A 14396-nucleotide genomic window follows, 5' to 3' on the forward strand; every position below is an offset into this window, starting at 1 on the left:
GCAACCATGAACGCGCCGTACGACGGTGACCGCGGCCAGAGCGCCGCGCCCGGCTCGGGCTACCCCGAGACCCCGCCCGAGCCGGGCGAGGAGACTCCGCAGCCCGGTGCGGACACGTACCTCCAGGACGCCTACGACCAGGACCCCTACCGGTCCCAGGATCTGAGCGCCCAGGACCCGGTCGCCGAGGCGCTCTACGACCGCGCCGCGCACCCGCCGCCGGCCTCCGGAGCGTTCGACCGCCGGCAGCCGCTCTACGCACCGCCGACGCAGTCGCCGTACGCCCCGGACCCGCGCGTGTGGGCCCAGACCCCGGCACCCGAGCCGGACGGCGACGCCACCCAGTACCTCCCGTACGGCGACGACCCGCGCACGACCGAGTTCGTGGGCGTGGACGATCTCGTCTCCCACTCCGGTGAGGAGTACCACGAGCCGGACGCCTTCGCGCATCTGCTGCGGGACCAGCAGCAGGGCGGCGTGCCCGGCTCCGCCGAGCAGCAGAGCGGCCCCGGCCAGGCCCCGCGTCCCGGACACGGGGCCGCCGGGCCGTACGCGACGCCCCGTGCCCAGGCACCTCAGCAGACCGGCCGGCCGACGGTCCAGGATGCCGTGCCGGGGTACCAGCAGGGCGCCCGCCCCGGCGGCAGCCCGATGCAGGCTCCGGCCGCGGCCGCCCCCGGTCCCTACGCGACGGGGCCTTCCGGCCCGGCCGGGTACTCCGGTTTCTCCGGCCCCTCCGGTCCGGCGGGCTCCACCGGCCCCTCCGGTGCCCCGAGCGCGGCCGAGGCCCCCGTGCCTCCGGCCACCGCGCCGAAGAAGGGCGGCCGTGCCTCCGGACTGATGAAGTCCAGCGCCCTCATGGCGGCCGGCACGATGGTCTCCCGCCTCACCGGCTTCGTCCGCTCCGCGCTGATCGTCTCCGCGCTGGGCCTCGGCTTCCTCGGCGACTCCTTCCAGGTCGCCTACCAGCTGCCGACGATGATCTACATCCTCACCGTCGGCGGCGGCCTGAACTCGGTCTTCGTGCCCCAGCTGGTACGGGCGATGAAGGACGACGAGGACGGCGGCGAGGCCTTCGCCAACCGCCTGCTCACCCTCGTGATGGTGGCTCTGGCCGCTCTGACCGGTCTCGCCATGTGGGGCGCGCCCCTCCTGGTGCGCCTGCTGTCGAACGAGGTCGCCACCAACCCGGCCGCCAACGACGTGGCCGTCACCTTCACCCGGTACTTCCTGCCCTCGATCTTCTTCATGGGCATCCACGTGGTGATGGGTCAGATCCTCAACGCACGCGGCAAGTTCGGCGCGATGATGTGGACCCCGGTCCTGAACAACATCGTCATCATCGTGACGCTCGGCATGTTCATCTGGGTCTACGGCACCGCCGCCCACTCCGACATGACCGTCACCAACATTCCCGCGCAGGGTCAGCGACTGCTGGGCGTGGGCGTGCTGCTCGGCCTGGTCGTCCAGGCCCTGGCGATGATCCCCTACCTGCGCGAGACCGGGTTCCGCATCCGGCTGCGCTTCGACTGGCGGGGCCACGGCCTGGGCAAGGCCGCGATGCTCGCCAAGTGGACCATCCTGTTCGTGCTGGCCAACCAGGCCGGCGCCATGATCGTCACCCAGCTCTCCACGGCCGCCGGCAAGGACTCCGGCGTCAAGGGCACCGGCTTCGCCGCCTACGCCAACGCACAGCTGATCTGGGGTCTGCCGCAGGCCATCATCACGGTGTCCCTGATGGCCGCGCTGCTGCCGCGCATCTCGCGCTCGGCCTCCGAGGGCGACGCCGGCGCCGTCCGCGACGACATCTCCCAGGGTCTGCGCACGACCGCCGTGGCCATCGTGCCGATCGCCTTCGGCTTCCTGTCGCTCGGCATCCCGATGTGCACCCTGATCTTCGGTTCCTCCGGCACCGGCTCCGCCACCAACATGGGCTACATGCTGATGGCCTTCGGCCTGGGCCTGATCCCGTACTCGGTGCAGTACGTCGTCCTGCGCGCGTTCTACGCCTACGAGGACACCCGGACGCCCTTCTACAACACCGTGATCGTGGCGGCCGTCAACGCGAGCGTCTCGGTGCTCTGCTACTACCTGCTGCCGGCCCGCTGGGCCGTCGCCGGCATGGCCGCCGCGTACGGCGTCGCCTACGCCATCGGCGTCGGTGTCGCCTGGCGTCGCCTGCGCAAGCGGCTGGGCGGCGACCTGGACGGCTCGCGGGTGCTGCGGACCTACGCGCGCCTCGGCATCGCCTCGGTCCCGGCGGCCCTGCTCAGCGGCGCGGCCTGCTACGGCATCGGACACACCCTCGGTCAGGGCGTTCTCGGTTCCTTCGCCGCGCTCGTCGTGGGCGGCGCGGTACTTCTCGGGGTCTTCTTCGTCGCCGCCCGCCGGATGCGGATCGACGAACTCAACTCGCTCGTGGGCATGGTGCGCGGGCGTCTGGGGCGCTGAGTCGGGGGTAAGCGCACAACCATCGTCCGCTGCTGCGTGTCGTGCATAGCGGCGGACTGTGGGCACAATTGATTTCGGCGTCGGACAGCGTGCAACGGATGGGGAGGCAGGGACGACGGTGGCGGAACGGAGCACGGCTGCCGTCGACGTGGCAGACAACAGCGGCGAGCAGCCGCTGGCCGCCAAGGCGGACCAGTCCACGGCCGACGGGGTGGCCCAGAACGCAGAGCGGGACACGGACAGGATCGAGGTACAGGGGAGCGGCACCGAGGGTCCCGCGGTCAACCCCTCGCCTCCCGAACTGCACAGCGGCCACAAGCTGGCCAGACGCTACCGCCTCGAGGAATGCGTCACCCGTCTGGACGGATTCAGCAGCTGGCGGGCGGTCGACGAGAAACTCCGCCGTGCCGTCGGCGTGCACATCCTGCCGGCGGACCATCCGCGAGCCCGGTCCGTGCTGGCCGCGGCCCGTTCCTCGGCGCTGCTCGGCGACCCGCGATTCGTGCAGGTCCTCGACGCGGTCGAGGAGAACGACGTCGTCTACGTCGTGCACGAGTGGCTGCCCGACGCCACCGAGCTCACCGCGCTGCTCGCGGCCGGCCCGCTGGAGCCGCACGACGCCTACCAGATGGTCAGCCAGATCGCGTCCGCCATGGCGGCCGCGCACCGTGAGGGCCTCGCCCATCTGCGGCTGAACCCGAACGCCGTGCTGCGTACCTCCACCGGTCAGTGGCGCATCCGCGGTCTCGCGGTGAACGCCGCCCTGCGCGGTGCCACCTCCGACACCCCGCAGCGCGCCGACACCGAGGCGATCGGCGCCCTGCTGTACGCGGCGCTGACCCAGCGCTGGCCCTACGAGAACGACGCCTACGGCCTGTCCGGCCTGCCCAAGACCATCGGCCTCATCGCACCGGACCAGGTGCGGGCCGGCGTCCACCGCGGCCTGTCCGAACTCGCGATGCGCGCCCTCGTCAACGACGGCGCCACGGCCTCCCGGCACGAGTCGGCATGCACCACGCCGGAGGAGCTGGTCAAGGCCATCGGCGAGATGCCCCGCATCCGCCCGCCCGAGCCCGCGTTCACGGCTCCGCCGGAATACCAGCGCACGACCTACCAGCAGGGCACCTACGGCCGCCAGGCGCCGCACCCGGGCGCCACGCAGCCGGTCGCGGGCCCGCCGGCCCCGCTGCAGAGCCGCACGGGCCGGGCCCTGAAGTGGGGCGTCTCCGCTCTGCTCATCGCCGCACTGGGCCTGGGCAGCTGGCAGCTCGCGGACGCCCTGATGAACCAGGGCGGCAAGCAGGACGACACCACCAAGACCCAGACGCAGGAAGACGGCGACAAGAACAAGGCTCAGCCCAACCCGGTCAAGCCGATCGCCATCCAGGGCGCCAAGGAGTACGTGGCGGCCGGTCAGGCCCAGCACCCCAACGACGTGGCACTGACCTACGACGGTGACCCGGTCACGGGATGGCGGACCAGCCACTACGACGACGGTCCGGAGTTCAAGATCAAGCCGGGCGTGGGCATCGTCTACGACCTCGGCTCTCCTCAGGATGTCTCGGGTGCGACGCTCTCCCTCCGGTACGGCGGCCCCCACACGACCGTCGGCCTCTACGCGACGGACTCCCTGAGTTCGGCCACCCCGGTGACCTCGATGACGCAGCTCGGTGAGGCCACGACGTCCACCAAGACCGCGCAGATCAAGGTCACCAAGCATCAGAAGAGCCGCTACGTGCTGGTCTGGATGACCGCGATGCCCTACTCCGGCGCGGACTCCGTCAACTACAGCGAAGCCGGTTTCAAGCAGGCGTTCACGGAGATCAAGTTCACTCACTGACGCCGGCCGGACGGGGGAAAGGGGTCCGATGGCCGACCACGCCATGTACAGCGCAGCGAGCGACCAGGACCTCCTCACCCGCCACGTCCAGGGTGACCCCGATGCCTTCGGGGAGATCGTGCGAAGGCATCGGGACCGGCTGTGGGCCGTGGCACTGCGGACGCTGGGGGACCGGGAGGAAGCCGCTGACGCGGTGCAGGACGCACTGGTGTCCGCCTACCGGGCCGCCCATACCTTCCGAGGCCAGTCGGCCGTCACGACCTGGCTGCACCGGATCACCGTGAACGCCTGCCTGGACCGCGCACGCAAGGCCGCCTCGCGGAAGACCGCGCCGGTCGACGACACCGAGCGTCTGGAGCAGCTGCTCGAGCCGCACGAGTCCGCCTCCGCACCGGCCGAGCGCAACGACGTGCACCGGCAGCTGCTGGAGGCGCTCCGCACCCTTCCCGCGGAGCAGCGCGCCGCGCTCGTTCTCGTGGACATGCAGGGGTATCCCGTGGCCGAGGCCGCGCGGATCCTCGAGGTGCCGACGGGAACGGTCAAGAGCCGGTGCGCGCGGGGCAGAGCGAGACTCCTCCCTCTGCTCACCCACCTCAGGCCCGGCGGCACCGATGACGAGAAGCAAGCGGAGCCGGGACGGAACCGGATGCAGGGGGCATCCGTCCCACCTGCGACAGGCTCTCCCGGAGCGGACCCGGGGCATACAGGAGCGACGGATTCAGCCGTGGTGAAGGGCGGAGGTGGGCGAGCATGACGTCTTCGACAGACACGGCGGGGCACCCGGACGTCGACGAGATCGCCGACCTCGCCGAGGGACTCCTCGCCCCGGATCGCAGCACGGACGTACAGCGCCATCTGGACGAGTGCGTGCCGTGCGCCGATGTCCGGGCCTCACTGGAGGAGATCCAGGGGCTGCTGGCGGCCGTACCGAGCCCGTCTCCCATGCCGGCGGACATCGTCGACCGTATCGATGCCGCTCTGGCCGTCGAGGCCCGTGTTTCACGTGAAACACCGCCCCCACTCTCCACCGGCGCCCCGATGACACCGGAGGTGCGGGAAGCGTCGAGCCTGTCGGAACGGCCCGCAGGACGCCCTCGCGCGACCACGGGCCCCGGACGCAAGGACCGCGGTCGCGACCGCCGCAAGCGGACCGTCGCGTTGGGGGCGGTGCTCACCGCCGCCGTCCTCGGGACCGGGTCGCTGCTGATCCTCTCGCTCGGGGGCGGTAACGGCACGTCCTCGGACACGGCGGCCGGCGACAAGACGGCACCGACGACCTCGGCCTTCTCCGGAGCGAGTGTCCAGAGCCAGGTGCAGGATCTGCTCGCCGCACGGAAGGGACCGCAGCGGGGCTCCGAGCGGCCGCAGCGCGGAATCGAACCCGGGCAGAGCGCACCAGGAACGACGGAGAGCGCCAACACCTTCGCCCAGACCGCGGTCTCCGTCCCGGCCTGTGTCCGTAAGGCGGTCCGCTCCACCAGTGACGTCCTCGGCGCCAAGACCGGCACCTACGCGGGCAGGAGTGCCTATCTCGTCGTGGTGCCCGCTTCCGACGACCCCACCCGGATCACGGCCTACGTCGTCGACGCGTCCTGCACCACCAAGCGCGCGGACTCCCCCGGCACGGTTCTGCTGAAGCAGTCCTTCGCCCGTTCCTGACCCGGACAGAGCCTCGCCGGGGTACGTGCGAACCCTCGTCCCGGGTGCGATCCCCGTGTGCCCGGGCATACGGGGAATGCGCGCCCCTTAGGATCCGTTGGGTGGTGTGAGAGTCCCGAGAGGGACTCCCACCGGTCACTGACGTAGACCAGAGACGAGGAATCTTGCCGTGAGCGACGTCCGTAACGTGATCATCATCGGCTCCGGCCCGGCCGGCTACACGGCAGCGCTGTACACCGCGCGCGCGTCGCTGAAGCCGCTGGTGTTCGAGGGCGCCGTCACCGCGGGTGGCGCGCTGATGAACACCACCGAGGTGGAGAACTACCCGGGCTTCAGCGACGGCATCATGGGCCCCGAGCTGATGGACAACATGCGCGCCCAGGCCGAGCGCTTCGGCGCCGAGCTGATCCCGGACGACATCGTCTCCGTCGACCTGACCGGTGAGATCAAGACCGTCACCGACACCGCCGGAACCGTCCACCGCGCCAACGCCGTCATCGTCGCCACCGGCTCCCAGCACCGCAAGCTCGGCCTGCCGAACGAGGACGCGCTCTCCGGCCGCGGTGTCTCGTGGTGCGCCACCTGCGACGGGTTCTTCTTCAAGGACCAGGACATCGCCGTCATCGGTGGTGGCGACACCGCGATGGAGGAGGCGACCTTCCTCTCCCGCTTCGCCAAGTCCGTGACGATCGTCCACCGCCGTGACTCCCTGCGCGCCTCCAAGGCGATGCAGGAGCGGGCCTTCAACGACCCGAAGATCAAGTTCGTCTGGGACAGCGAGGTCGCCGAGGTCCAGGGCGATCAGAAGCTCAGCGGGCTGAAGCTGCGCAACGTCAAGACCGGCGAGCTCTCGGAGCTGCCCGTCACGGGTCTGTTCATCGCGATCGGCCACGACCCGCGCACCGAGCTGTTCAAGGGCCAGCTGGACCTGGACGAGGAGGGCTATGTGAAGGTCGCCTCCCCCTCCACCCGCACCAGCCTCAACGGCGTCTTCGCCTCGGGTGACGTGGTCGACCACACCTACCGCCAGGCGATCACCGCGGCCGGCACCGGCTGCGCCTCCGCCCTCGACGCGGAGCGCTTCCTCGCCGCCCTCGCGGACAAGGCCGAAGACGCGAAGACCGCCGTCTGATCTTCCGCCCCTCCCCCCACCGCACGATCAAGTGAAGGAGCCCGCCGTGGCCGACCTGAAGAACGTGACCGACGCCGATTTCGACGAGGTCGTCCTCAAGAGCGACAAGCCCGTCCTGGTGGACTTCTGGGCCGCTTGGTGCGGTCCGTGCCGCCAGATCGCCCCGTCGCTGGAGGCGATCGCCAAGGAGCACGGCGACAAGATCGAGGTCGTCAAGCTCAACATCGACGAGAACCCGGGTACGGCCGCCAAGTACGGCGTCATGTCCATCCCGACCCTGAACGTGTACCAGGGCGGCGAGGTCGCCAAGACCATCGTCGGCGCCAAGCCGAAGGCCGCGCTCGTGCGTGACCTCGAGGACTTCATCGCCGAGTGATCAGCCGCCGTCGGGCAGACGGCGGGCGCACGTTTCACGTGAAACACGAATGGGCCGACCCCCTTGGGGTCGGCCCATTCGCATGAGACCACCGGTCCTGACCCGGCCGCGGGTCACCGCTACAGCGGTCGCAGTGCCGGCTCCTTCTGGACGGCCCCCAGCAGCCGGTCGAGGGCGTGCTCCACGTCTTCCCTCCAGGAGAGCGTCGAACGCAGATCCAGACGCAGCCGGGGATGCACAGGGTGCTGCCGGACCGTCTTGAAGCCCACGGCGAGAAGATGATCGGCGGGCAGCAGACAGGCAGGCTCTTTCCAGTGCGCGTCACCGAACGCCTCGATCGCTCTGAAGCCCCGCCGGAGCAGGTCCTTGGCGACCGTCTGGACGAGAACCCGGCCGAGGCCCTGCCCCTGATAGCCGGGCAGGACGAACGCGGTGATGAGCTGTACCGCGTCCGGAGAGAGCGGGCTCGTGGGAAACGCGGTCGAGCGGGGGACGTAGGCCGGGGGCGCGTAGAGCACGAATCCCACCGGCACGTCATCGACGTAGACCACCCGCCCGCAGGATCCCCAGTCCAGCAGGACGGCGGAGATCCAGGACTCCTTCTCCAGCGCGGACCGGCCCGCTCTCAGCGCGGCTTCGCCGCTGACGGGATCCAACTCCCAGAAGACACACGCGCGACAGCGCTGGGGAAGGTCCTGAAGGTTGTCCAGCGTGAGCGGTACGAGCCGGCGCCCCATGAAGGCCTTTCCTCGGTTTCTTCGCCCGCCGCGTCGCGAGCGGCTGTCAAAGCGCTCCGTTCCCTGAGCAGGCTGCCGACGAATCCGCCGACCGCTCCGAGGCCCAGGCCCGCGCTCACCAGTCCGGTGCGGCTCATCGTTCGCATGGCCTCCGTCTCCCCACTCAGAGATGCCTGCCGGGTGGATGCGCCATACCCGCTCGCATCGTATCCACGATGCGAACCCCTCGATACCGACTCAAAGCAAAGAGCGGACCGTGTTCCGGTACACACCGGACACGATCCGCTCTCTCCCTCTCAGGCCGTCCCGCCTGGGAGTCAGTCCTCGTTCTGCTGTTCCTCGGACTCGGTGTCCTGGAAACCCTTGGGCAGGATCGGACCCTCACCCGGGGCGAGAGTGCCGAGGATCCGCTCAAGGTCCTCCACGGAGGCGAACTCGACCGTGATCTTGCCCTTCTTCTGACCCAGGTCGACCTTCACCCGGGTCTCGAAGCGGTCCGACAGACGCGTCGCCAGGTCGCTCAGCGCCGGGGAGACCAGCGCACCGGCCCGCGGGCTCTTGGGGCGCTGAGGCGCCTGAGGACGCGAGCCCATCAGCGTCACGATCTCCTCGACGGCCCGCACAGACAGCCCCTCGGCCACGATCCGGTGGGCCAGGCGGTCCTGCTCCTCCGAGTCTTCGACGGAGAGCAGTGTCCGGGCGTGCCCGGCGGAGAGCACACCCGCCGCGACCCGGCGCTGGACCGCCGGCGAGAGCTTCAGCAGACGCAGGGTGTTGGACACCTGCGGACGTGAGCGCCCGATCCGGTCGGCCAGCTGGTCGTGCGTGCAGTTGAAGTCCTTGAGCAGCTGGTCGTAGGCGGCCGCCTCCTCCAGCGGGTTCAGCTGCGCGCGGTGCAGGTTCTCCAGCAGGGCGTCCAGGAGGAGCTTCTCGTCCTCCGTGTCCCTGACGATCGCCGGAATGGCTTCGAGGCCCGCCTCACGGCACGCGCGCCAGCGACGCTCACCCATGATGAGCTCGTAGCGCCCGGAGCCCAGCTGCCGCACGACGACGGGCTGGAGGAGTCCGACCTCCTTGATGGAGGTGACCAGCTCCTGGAGCGCGTCCTCGTCGAAGACCTCACGCGGCTGGCGCGGGTTCGGCGTGATCGAGTCGAGGGAGAGCTCGGCGAAGAACGCGCCCACCGGCGGAGCGGGCGTCTCTGCGGCCGGGCTCGCCGGAAGCTCTTCGGCCTCCTCCGTGACGGGGGGCAGCGTGGCCACCCTCGTCGCGGCGATCCCTCGGTCGGTCGTCAGCACAGGGCTCGCGGCGGGAGCCGCGGACCCTCCGCTCCCCAGCGCACCCGAGGCCGGGTTCTTCTCGGTCGGGGCAGCGGGGATCAGCGCGGCCAGGCCTCTGCCCAGCCCCCTCCGTCGTTCGTTCACTGGATCCCCTCCACCGTGTTCCGGTCGCTCTGGGCGCCGATGTGAGCGTGCGTCGGGTCGTAGTTGACCCCCACACCCCTCAGCGCGATTTCTCGGGCCGCCTCGAGATACGAGAGCGCGCCACTCGATCCTGGATCGTAAGTCAGCACCGTCTGCCCGTAGCTCGGCGCCTCGGAGATACGGACCGACCGCGGAATGCTGGTCCGCAGCACCTCGTGGCCGAAGTGGCTGCGCACCTCTTCGGCGACCTGGGAGGCGAGGCGCGTCCGGCCGTCGTACATGGTGAGCAGGATGGTCGACACGTGCAGGGCGGGGTTGAGATGCCCGCGCACCAGATCGACGTTGCGCAGGAGCTGGCCCAGCCCCTCCAGCGCGTAGTACTCACACTGAATGGGGATGAGGACCTCTTGGCCCGCGACGAGCGCGTTGACCGTCAACAGGCCGAGCGAGGGCGGGCAGTCGATGAGGACGTAGTCCAACGGCTGCTCGTACGCCTGGATCGCGCGCAGAAGCCGGCTCTCGCGAGCCACCAGGGACACCAGCTCGATCTCCGCTCCGGCGAGATCGATCGTGGCCGGTGCGCAGAAGAGGCCCTCGACGTCCGGGACGGGCTGGACGACCTCGGAGAGCGGCCGGCTGTCCACCAACACGTCATAGACGGAGGGGACATCGGCGTGGTGGTCGATTCCCAGCGCCGTGGAGGCGTTGCCCTGCGGGTCGAGGTCGATGACGAGGACCCGGTTGCCGTGCAGCGCCAGGGACGCGGCAAGGTTGACGGTCGTCGTCGTCTTGCCCACGCCACCCTTCTGGTTGGCGACCACCATGATCCGGGTCTGCTCCGGTCGGGGCAGGCCTTCGCCGGCACGGCCGAGCGCTTCCACCGCTAGCTGGGCGGCACGGCCGATGGGAGTGTCGTCCATCGGGGGCGGCGTTTCACGTGAAACATCCGCCCCCATCGACTCGGTGCGGGGACCGGGGACCGGATCGGTCATCGGTCCCGCGATGTTGGCGTCGGACCGCACGGATTCACTCTCCTCGACTTCAGACTCGCAATGAACAGAGCCTCCCATGCCTTCGGGGTGGTGAACCAGTGAGCCCTGGCGTTCTGTGGAGAAATCCACCTCTGTGGACAACTCCGGTACCTCTCCGAGTGAACCGAGAGGCTTCCGGTCGCGCGGTTCGGCCGCAGCGCGGCCCCGACTGATGATGCCGTGCAGCAGTGAGCGACGTTTCACGTGAAACACGATGCACAGCGACGGCGACCGGACCCCGGCGACACTCCGTCCCGCACGGCTTCGGCAGCTTGTGTGGAGTACGCCGCGTCGTCAGGACGGATCAGCGGCGCCGGCGTGTCCGGCTCGTCCGTGCCGCCTTGGCGCGCTTGGCCGCGAACCGCACACCGCCCGGGCTCTCACCGACCTCCACCCGGACGACGGTGGACAGTGGATCGACCACTCCCTCGCCGACCTGAAGGACCGACGTCGACACGGCGCCGAGCTTGCTGAGCGCGGTACCGGCCGCCTTCAGCTCCTCCTCCGCGGTGTCTCCCTTGAGCGCCAGCATCTCGCCGTAAGGACGCAGCAGCGGGATGCCCCAGGCGGCCAGACGGTCCAGCGGAGCCACGGCGCGAGCCGTCACCACGTGAACCGGGGGCACCTTGCCCAGCATCTCCTCGGCCCGCCCTCGGACGACCGTGACGTGGTCGAGGCCCAGCAGCTCCACGACCTCGGTGAGGAAGGTGGTGCGCCGCAGCAGCGGCTCCAGGAGGGTGATGTTGAGGTCCTCCCGCACCAGGGCGAGAGGGATGCCCGGCAGACCGGCACCGGAGCCGACGTCGCACACCGTCACGCCCTCGGGGACGGCCTCGGAGAGCACCGCACAGTTCAGCAGGTGCCGCTCCCACAGGCGGGGAACCTCGCGGGGACCGATCAGACCTCGCTGAACACCGGCCTCGGCGAGCAGCTCCGCATAGCGCACGGCGTCGTCGAAGCGATCGCCAAAAACTTCCCGCGCCTGCTCGGGCGCGGGGGGAAGCTCCGCTGCCTCCGTCACGGGGACCGTCCTTCCGTACAGCGCCGGCGCATCGTGCACCGGCCACCAGAACTACAGGCTGACAAAGTTCGGCCCCGTCTGCTCAACAGACGGGGCCGGTGGAACCAGGGTGCCGATCAGGCAGGCAGCACGACGACGAACCGCTGCGGCTCCTCGCCCTCGGACTCACTGCGCAGTCCGGCGGCCTTGACCGCGTCGTGCACGACCTTGCGCTCGAAGGGGGTCATCGGCTTGAGCTTCACAGGCTCACCCGAGTCCTTGGCCTCGGCCGCCGCCTTGGCGCCCTGCTCGGACAGCTCGGAACGCTTCTGGGCGCGGTAGCCGGCGATGTCCAGCATGAGGCGGCTGCGGTCACCGGTCTCCCGGTGCACGGCCAGCCGCGTCAGCTCCTGAAGCGCCTCCAGCACCTCGCCGTCCCGGCCGACCAGCTTGTTCAGGTCACGGCCGCCGGCGTCGCTGATGATCGACACGGAGGCGCGATCGGCCTCGACGTCCATGTCGATGTCGCCGTCGAGGTCGGCGATGTCGAGCAGACCCTCCAGGTAGTCCGCGGCGATCTCACCCTCCTGCTCCAGGCGGGAGAGGTTGTCTGCGCCCTCGGCAGCGGCAGAGGTGGTGCCTTCCGTCACGGGATGGGCTCCTTCTTACTTCTTGGACGGGGACTTGGGCCGCTGCGAGCCACCCTTGCGCTGGCCGGACTGGGCCTTGCTGCGGGTACCGGACCCGGGCTTCTGGGGCTGCTTGGCAGCGGACTTGCCGGCGACGGCCTGGGCGTCCTGCGACTCGTCGGCCTTCTCCAGCGACAAGGAGGGCTCGTCGACCGGCGTGGTGGACGACTCCTCCGGCTCGGTGGACGACGCGTCCTCGCCCGCCTGCTTGGCCCCGGACTGGCGCTGGGCCTTGCTCTGCCGCTTGGGCTGCTGGCGTCGCGGGGCACCGGCCGTGATGGTCGTACCGTCCTCGGCCTGGACCACGCTCTGGCTCTCGCTCTTCGCCACGGAGCCGTCGGCCTGGGCGGAGAGGCCGGCCTTGCTCAGGGCGTTGATGAACTTGCGCTCGGCCTCGTTGCGGTCGCGGCCCTTGGCGACGATCGCCTTGATGATGTTCTTCTCGCTGCGGCGACGGGCCTTGCCGTGGTGCGTGACGTGCTTGGTCAGACGCTCCAGGTAGGCGCCCTGGGCCTTGGAACCGGGGGTCGGGTTGTTGCGGATGACGAACATCTGCTGGCCCATGGTCCACACGTTGGTGGTCAGCCAGTAGACGAGGACACCGACCGGGAACCGGATGCCGAAGAAGGCGAACATGATCGGGAAGACGTACATCAGCATCTTCTGCTGCTGCATGAACGGCGTTTTCACCGTGGTGTCGACGTTCTTCGTCATCAGCTGGCGCTGCGTGTAGAACTGCGACAGCGACATCAGGACGATCATGATCGCCGTGACCACGCGCACGTTGACCAGCGAGGCACCCAGCGCGTTCGCCTGATCGGCGCTGTCCAGGAACTTCGCGGCCAGCGGGGCGCCGAAGATGTGGGCCTTCTGCGCGCTCTGCAGGAGGCTGTCGTTGATGACACCGATGGTCTTGCCCGACGCGATGCCGTTGAGCACGTGGTACAGGGCGAAGAAGACAGGAGACTGCGCCAGGATGGGAAGGCACGAGGACAGCGGGTTGGTACCCGAGTCCTTGTACAGCTTCATCATCTCTTCGGACTGGCGCTGCTTGTCGTTCTTGTAGCGCTCCTGGATCTTCTTCATCTCGGGCTGCAGCGTCTGCATCGCCCGGGTCGCCTTGATCTGCTTCACGAAGAGCGGGATCAGGCAGATACGGATCAGGACCACCAGAGACACGATGGACAGACCCCAGGCCCACCCGGTGTCAGGGCCGAAGAGCGACCCGTAGACCATGTGGAACTGGACAATGACCCACGAAACGGGTGTCGTGATGAAGCTGAAGAGGCTGGCAATCGTGTCCACTAATCATGCTCCTTGGGCATGGGACGAGGTCTCTGCGGCCGGGCCCGAGGAAGCCTCGGTGGGAGACTTCGGTTCGGTGGCCGGTTCGGCGGCGGAGGACCCGCCCTTGCGTGCGCGCCAGGCGTCGCGCAGCAGTTCGTGCCATCGCGGACGCTTGCGCGGGGGGACATGGTCCACACCGCCGAGCGACCACGGATTGCACCGGAGGATGCGCCAGGCGGTCAGAGCCGTTCCCTTGATCGCACCGTGCCGGTCGATGGCCGTATAGCCGTAGTGGGAGCACGACGGGTAGTACTTGCACACCGGTCCGAGCAGCGGACTGATCGTCCACTGGTACAGCTTGATCAGGACCAGCAGCGGGTACTTCATCGCGCGCCCCCTCCCAGCAGCCGCTGAAGAGCGGCGTCCAGGTCTTGGGCCAGCTGTGCGTGGGTCGCGTCACCCGATCCGGGCAGCGCTCGTACGACTACCAGGCTACCGGGGGGAAACAGGACAACTCGGTCACGCATCAGATGACGCAGTCGGCGCTTCACTTCGTTGCGCACGACCGCTCCACCCACGGCCTTGCTGACGACGAAACCCGCACGCGTCGGGGGAGCGCTCTCCCCAGGCGCGTGCGGGTCCGTGGCACCGCTACGAAAGTGGACGACGAGTGTCGGGCGACCGGCCCGGCGACCTCGTCGTACCGCGGCCGCGAAGTCCTCGCGCCGCCTCAGCCGGTTGTCGGAGGGCAGCACGACGTCACGACCTGA

General features: G+C 69.5%; 14 protein-coding genes. 6 read left to right on the forward strand and 8 right to left on the reverse strand.

Annotation, left to right across the window (positions count from 1 at the left end):
• Positions 1 to 6: 6 nt before the first annotated feature.
• From murJ to trxA, 6 genes are all read left to right on the forward strand, one after another.
• A complete protein-coding gene (murJ, locus tag ACIPRD_RS29180) occupies positions 7 to 2451 on the forward strand; it encodes a murein biosynthesis integral membrane protein MurJ (RefSeq protein ID WP_401567345.1) in 2445 nt (814 codons plus the stop codon).
• 118 nt (positions 2452 to 2569) lie between these two features.
• Positions 2570 to 4291 carry a protein kinase family protein gene (locus tag ACIPRD_RS29185; RefSeq protein WP_356402098.1) on the forward strand — a complete coding sequence of 574 codons (1722 nt, stop codon included), beginning with the start codon at positions 2570 to 2572 and terminating at the stop codon, positions 4289 to 4291.
• A gap of 28 nt (positions 4292 to 4319) precedes the next feature.
• Positions 4320 to 5045 (forward strand): RNA polymerase sigma factor SigM, encoded by a 726-nt coding sequence (gene sigM / locus ACIPRD_RS29190; RefSeq protein WP_401567348.1) that lies wholly within the window; start codon positions 4320 to 4322, stop codon positions 5043 to 5045.
• Positions 5042 to 5950: an anti-sigma factor family protein gene (locus tag ACIPRD_RS29195; RefSeq protein WP_401567350.1), complete on the forward strand. Its 909-nt coding sequence runs from the start codon at positions 5042 to 5044 to the stop codon at positions 5948 to 5950. The genes sigM and ACIPRD_RS29195 overlap by 4 nt, the downstream gene beginning before the upstream one ends.
• Positions 5951 to 6119: 169 nt before the next feature.
• Entirely contained in the window at positions 6120 to 7082 is a 963-nt protein-coding gene (gene trxB / locus ACIPRD_RS29200; protein WP_356402091.1) for a thioredoxin-disulfide reductase, read from the forward strand.
• Between the two features lie 46 nt (positions 7083 to 7128).
• The gene (gene trxA / locus ACIPRD_RS29205) at positions 7129 to 7458 is read left to right on the forward strand and encodes a thioredoxin (protein ID WP_356402088.1); all 330 of its coding nucleotides are present in this window, start codon (positions 7129 to 7131) and stop codon (positions 7456 to 7458) included.
• A 119-nt stretch (positions 7459 to 7577) separates the two neighbouring features.
• Here the strand turns inward: trxA and ACIPRD_RS29210 are convergent, their stop codons facing one another.
• The 8 genes from ACIPRD_RS29210 to rnpA form a co-directional block, all read right to left on the reverse strand.
• Positions 7578 to 8195 (reverse strand): GNAT family N-acetyltransferase, encoded by a 618-nt coding sequence (locus tag ACIPRD_RS29210; protein WP_356402086.1) that lies wholly within the window; start codon positions 8193 to 8195, stop codon positions 7578 to 7580.
• Positions 8196 to 8512: 317 nt separating this feature from the next.
• Complete coding sequence (locus ACIPRD_RS29215; RefSeq protein ID WP_356402084.1) at positions 8513 to 9619, reverse strand: ParB/RepB/Spo0J family partition protein; 1107 nt, start codon at positions 9617 to 9619, stop codon at positions 8513 to 8515.
• On the reverse strand, positions 9616 to 10689 hold the full coding sequence (locus ACIPRD_RS29220; protein ID WP_401567516.1) for a ParA family protein: 1074 nt from the start codon (positions 10687 to 10689) through the stop codon (positions 9616 to 9618). The genes ACIPRD_RS29215 and ACIPRD_RS29220 overlap by 4 nt, the downstream gene beginning before the upstream one ends.
• Positions 10690 to 10954: 265 nt before the next feature.
• Positions 10955 to 11671, reverse strand: coding sequence for a 16S rRNA (guanine(527)-N(7))-methyltransferase RsmG (gene rsmG / locus ACIPRD_RS29225; RefSeq protein WP_356402082.1), 717 nt, complete (start codon positions 11669 to 11671; stop codon positions 10955 to 10957).
• Positions 11672 to 11787: 116 nt separating this feature from the next.
• Positions 11788 to 12300 carry a R3H domain-containing nucleic acid-binding protein gene (locus ACIPRD_RS29230; protein ID WP_356402080.1) on the reverse strand — a complete coding sequence of 171 codons (513 nt, stop codon included), beginning with the start codon at positions 12298 to 12300 and terminating at the stop codon, positions 11788 to 11790.
• 15 nt (positions 12301 to 12315) lie between these two features.
• Complete coding sequence (gene yidC, locus ACIPRD_RS29235; protein ID WP_356402078.1) at positions 12316 to 13644, reverse strand: membrane protein insertase YidC; 1329 nt, start codon at positions 13642 to 13644, stop codon at positions 12316 to 12318.
• 3 nt (positions 13645 to 13647) lie between these two features.
• Positions 13648 to 14013, reverse strand: coding sequence for a membrane protein insertion efficiency factor YidD (yidD, locus tag ACIPRD_RS29240; protein WP_356402076.1), 366 nt, complete (start codon positions 14011 to 14013; stop codon positions 13648 to 13650).
• Positions 14010 to 14381, reverse strand: coding sequence for a ribonuclease P protein component (gene rnpA, locus ACIPRD_RS29245; RefSeq protein WP_356402075.1), 372 nt, complete (start codon positions 14379 to 14381; stop codon positions 14010 to 14012). Before rnpA ends, yidD begins: the two co-directional genes overlap by 4 nt.
• Positions 14382 to 14396 lie beyond the last annotated feature (15 nt).

Origin of the sequence: Streptomyces sp. NPDC090108 (assembly GCF_044747185.1) — a bacterium.
Lineage (GTDB): Bacteria > Actinomycetota > Actinomycetes > Streptomycetales > Streptomycetaceae > Streptomyces.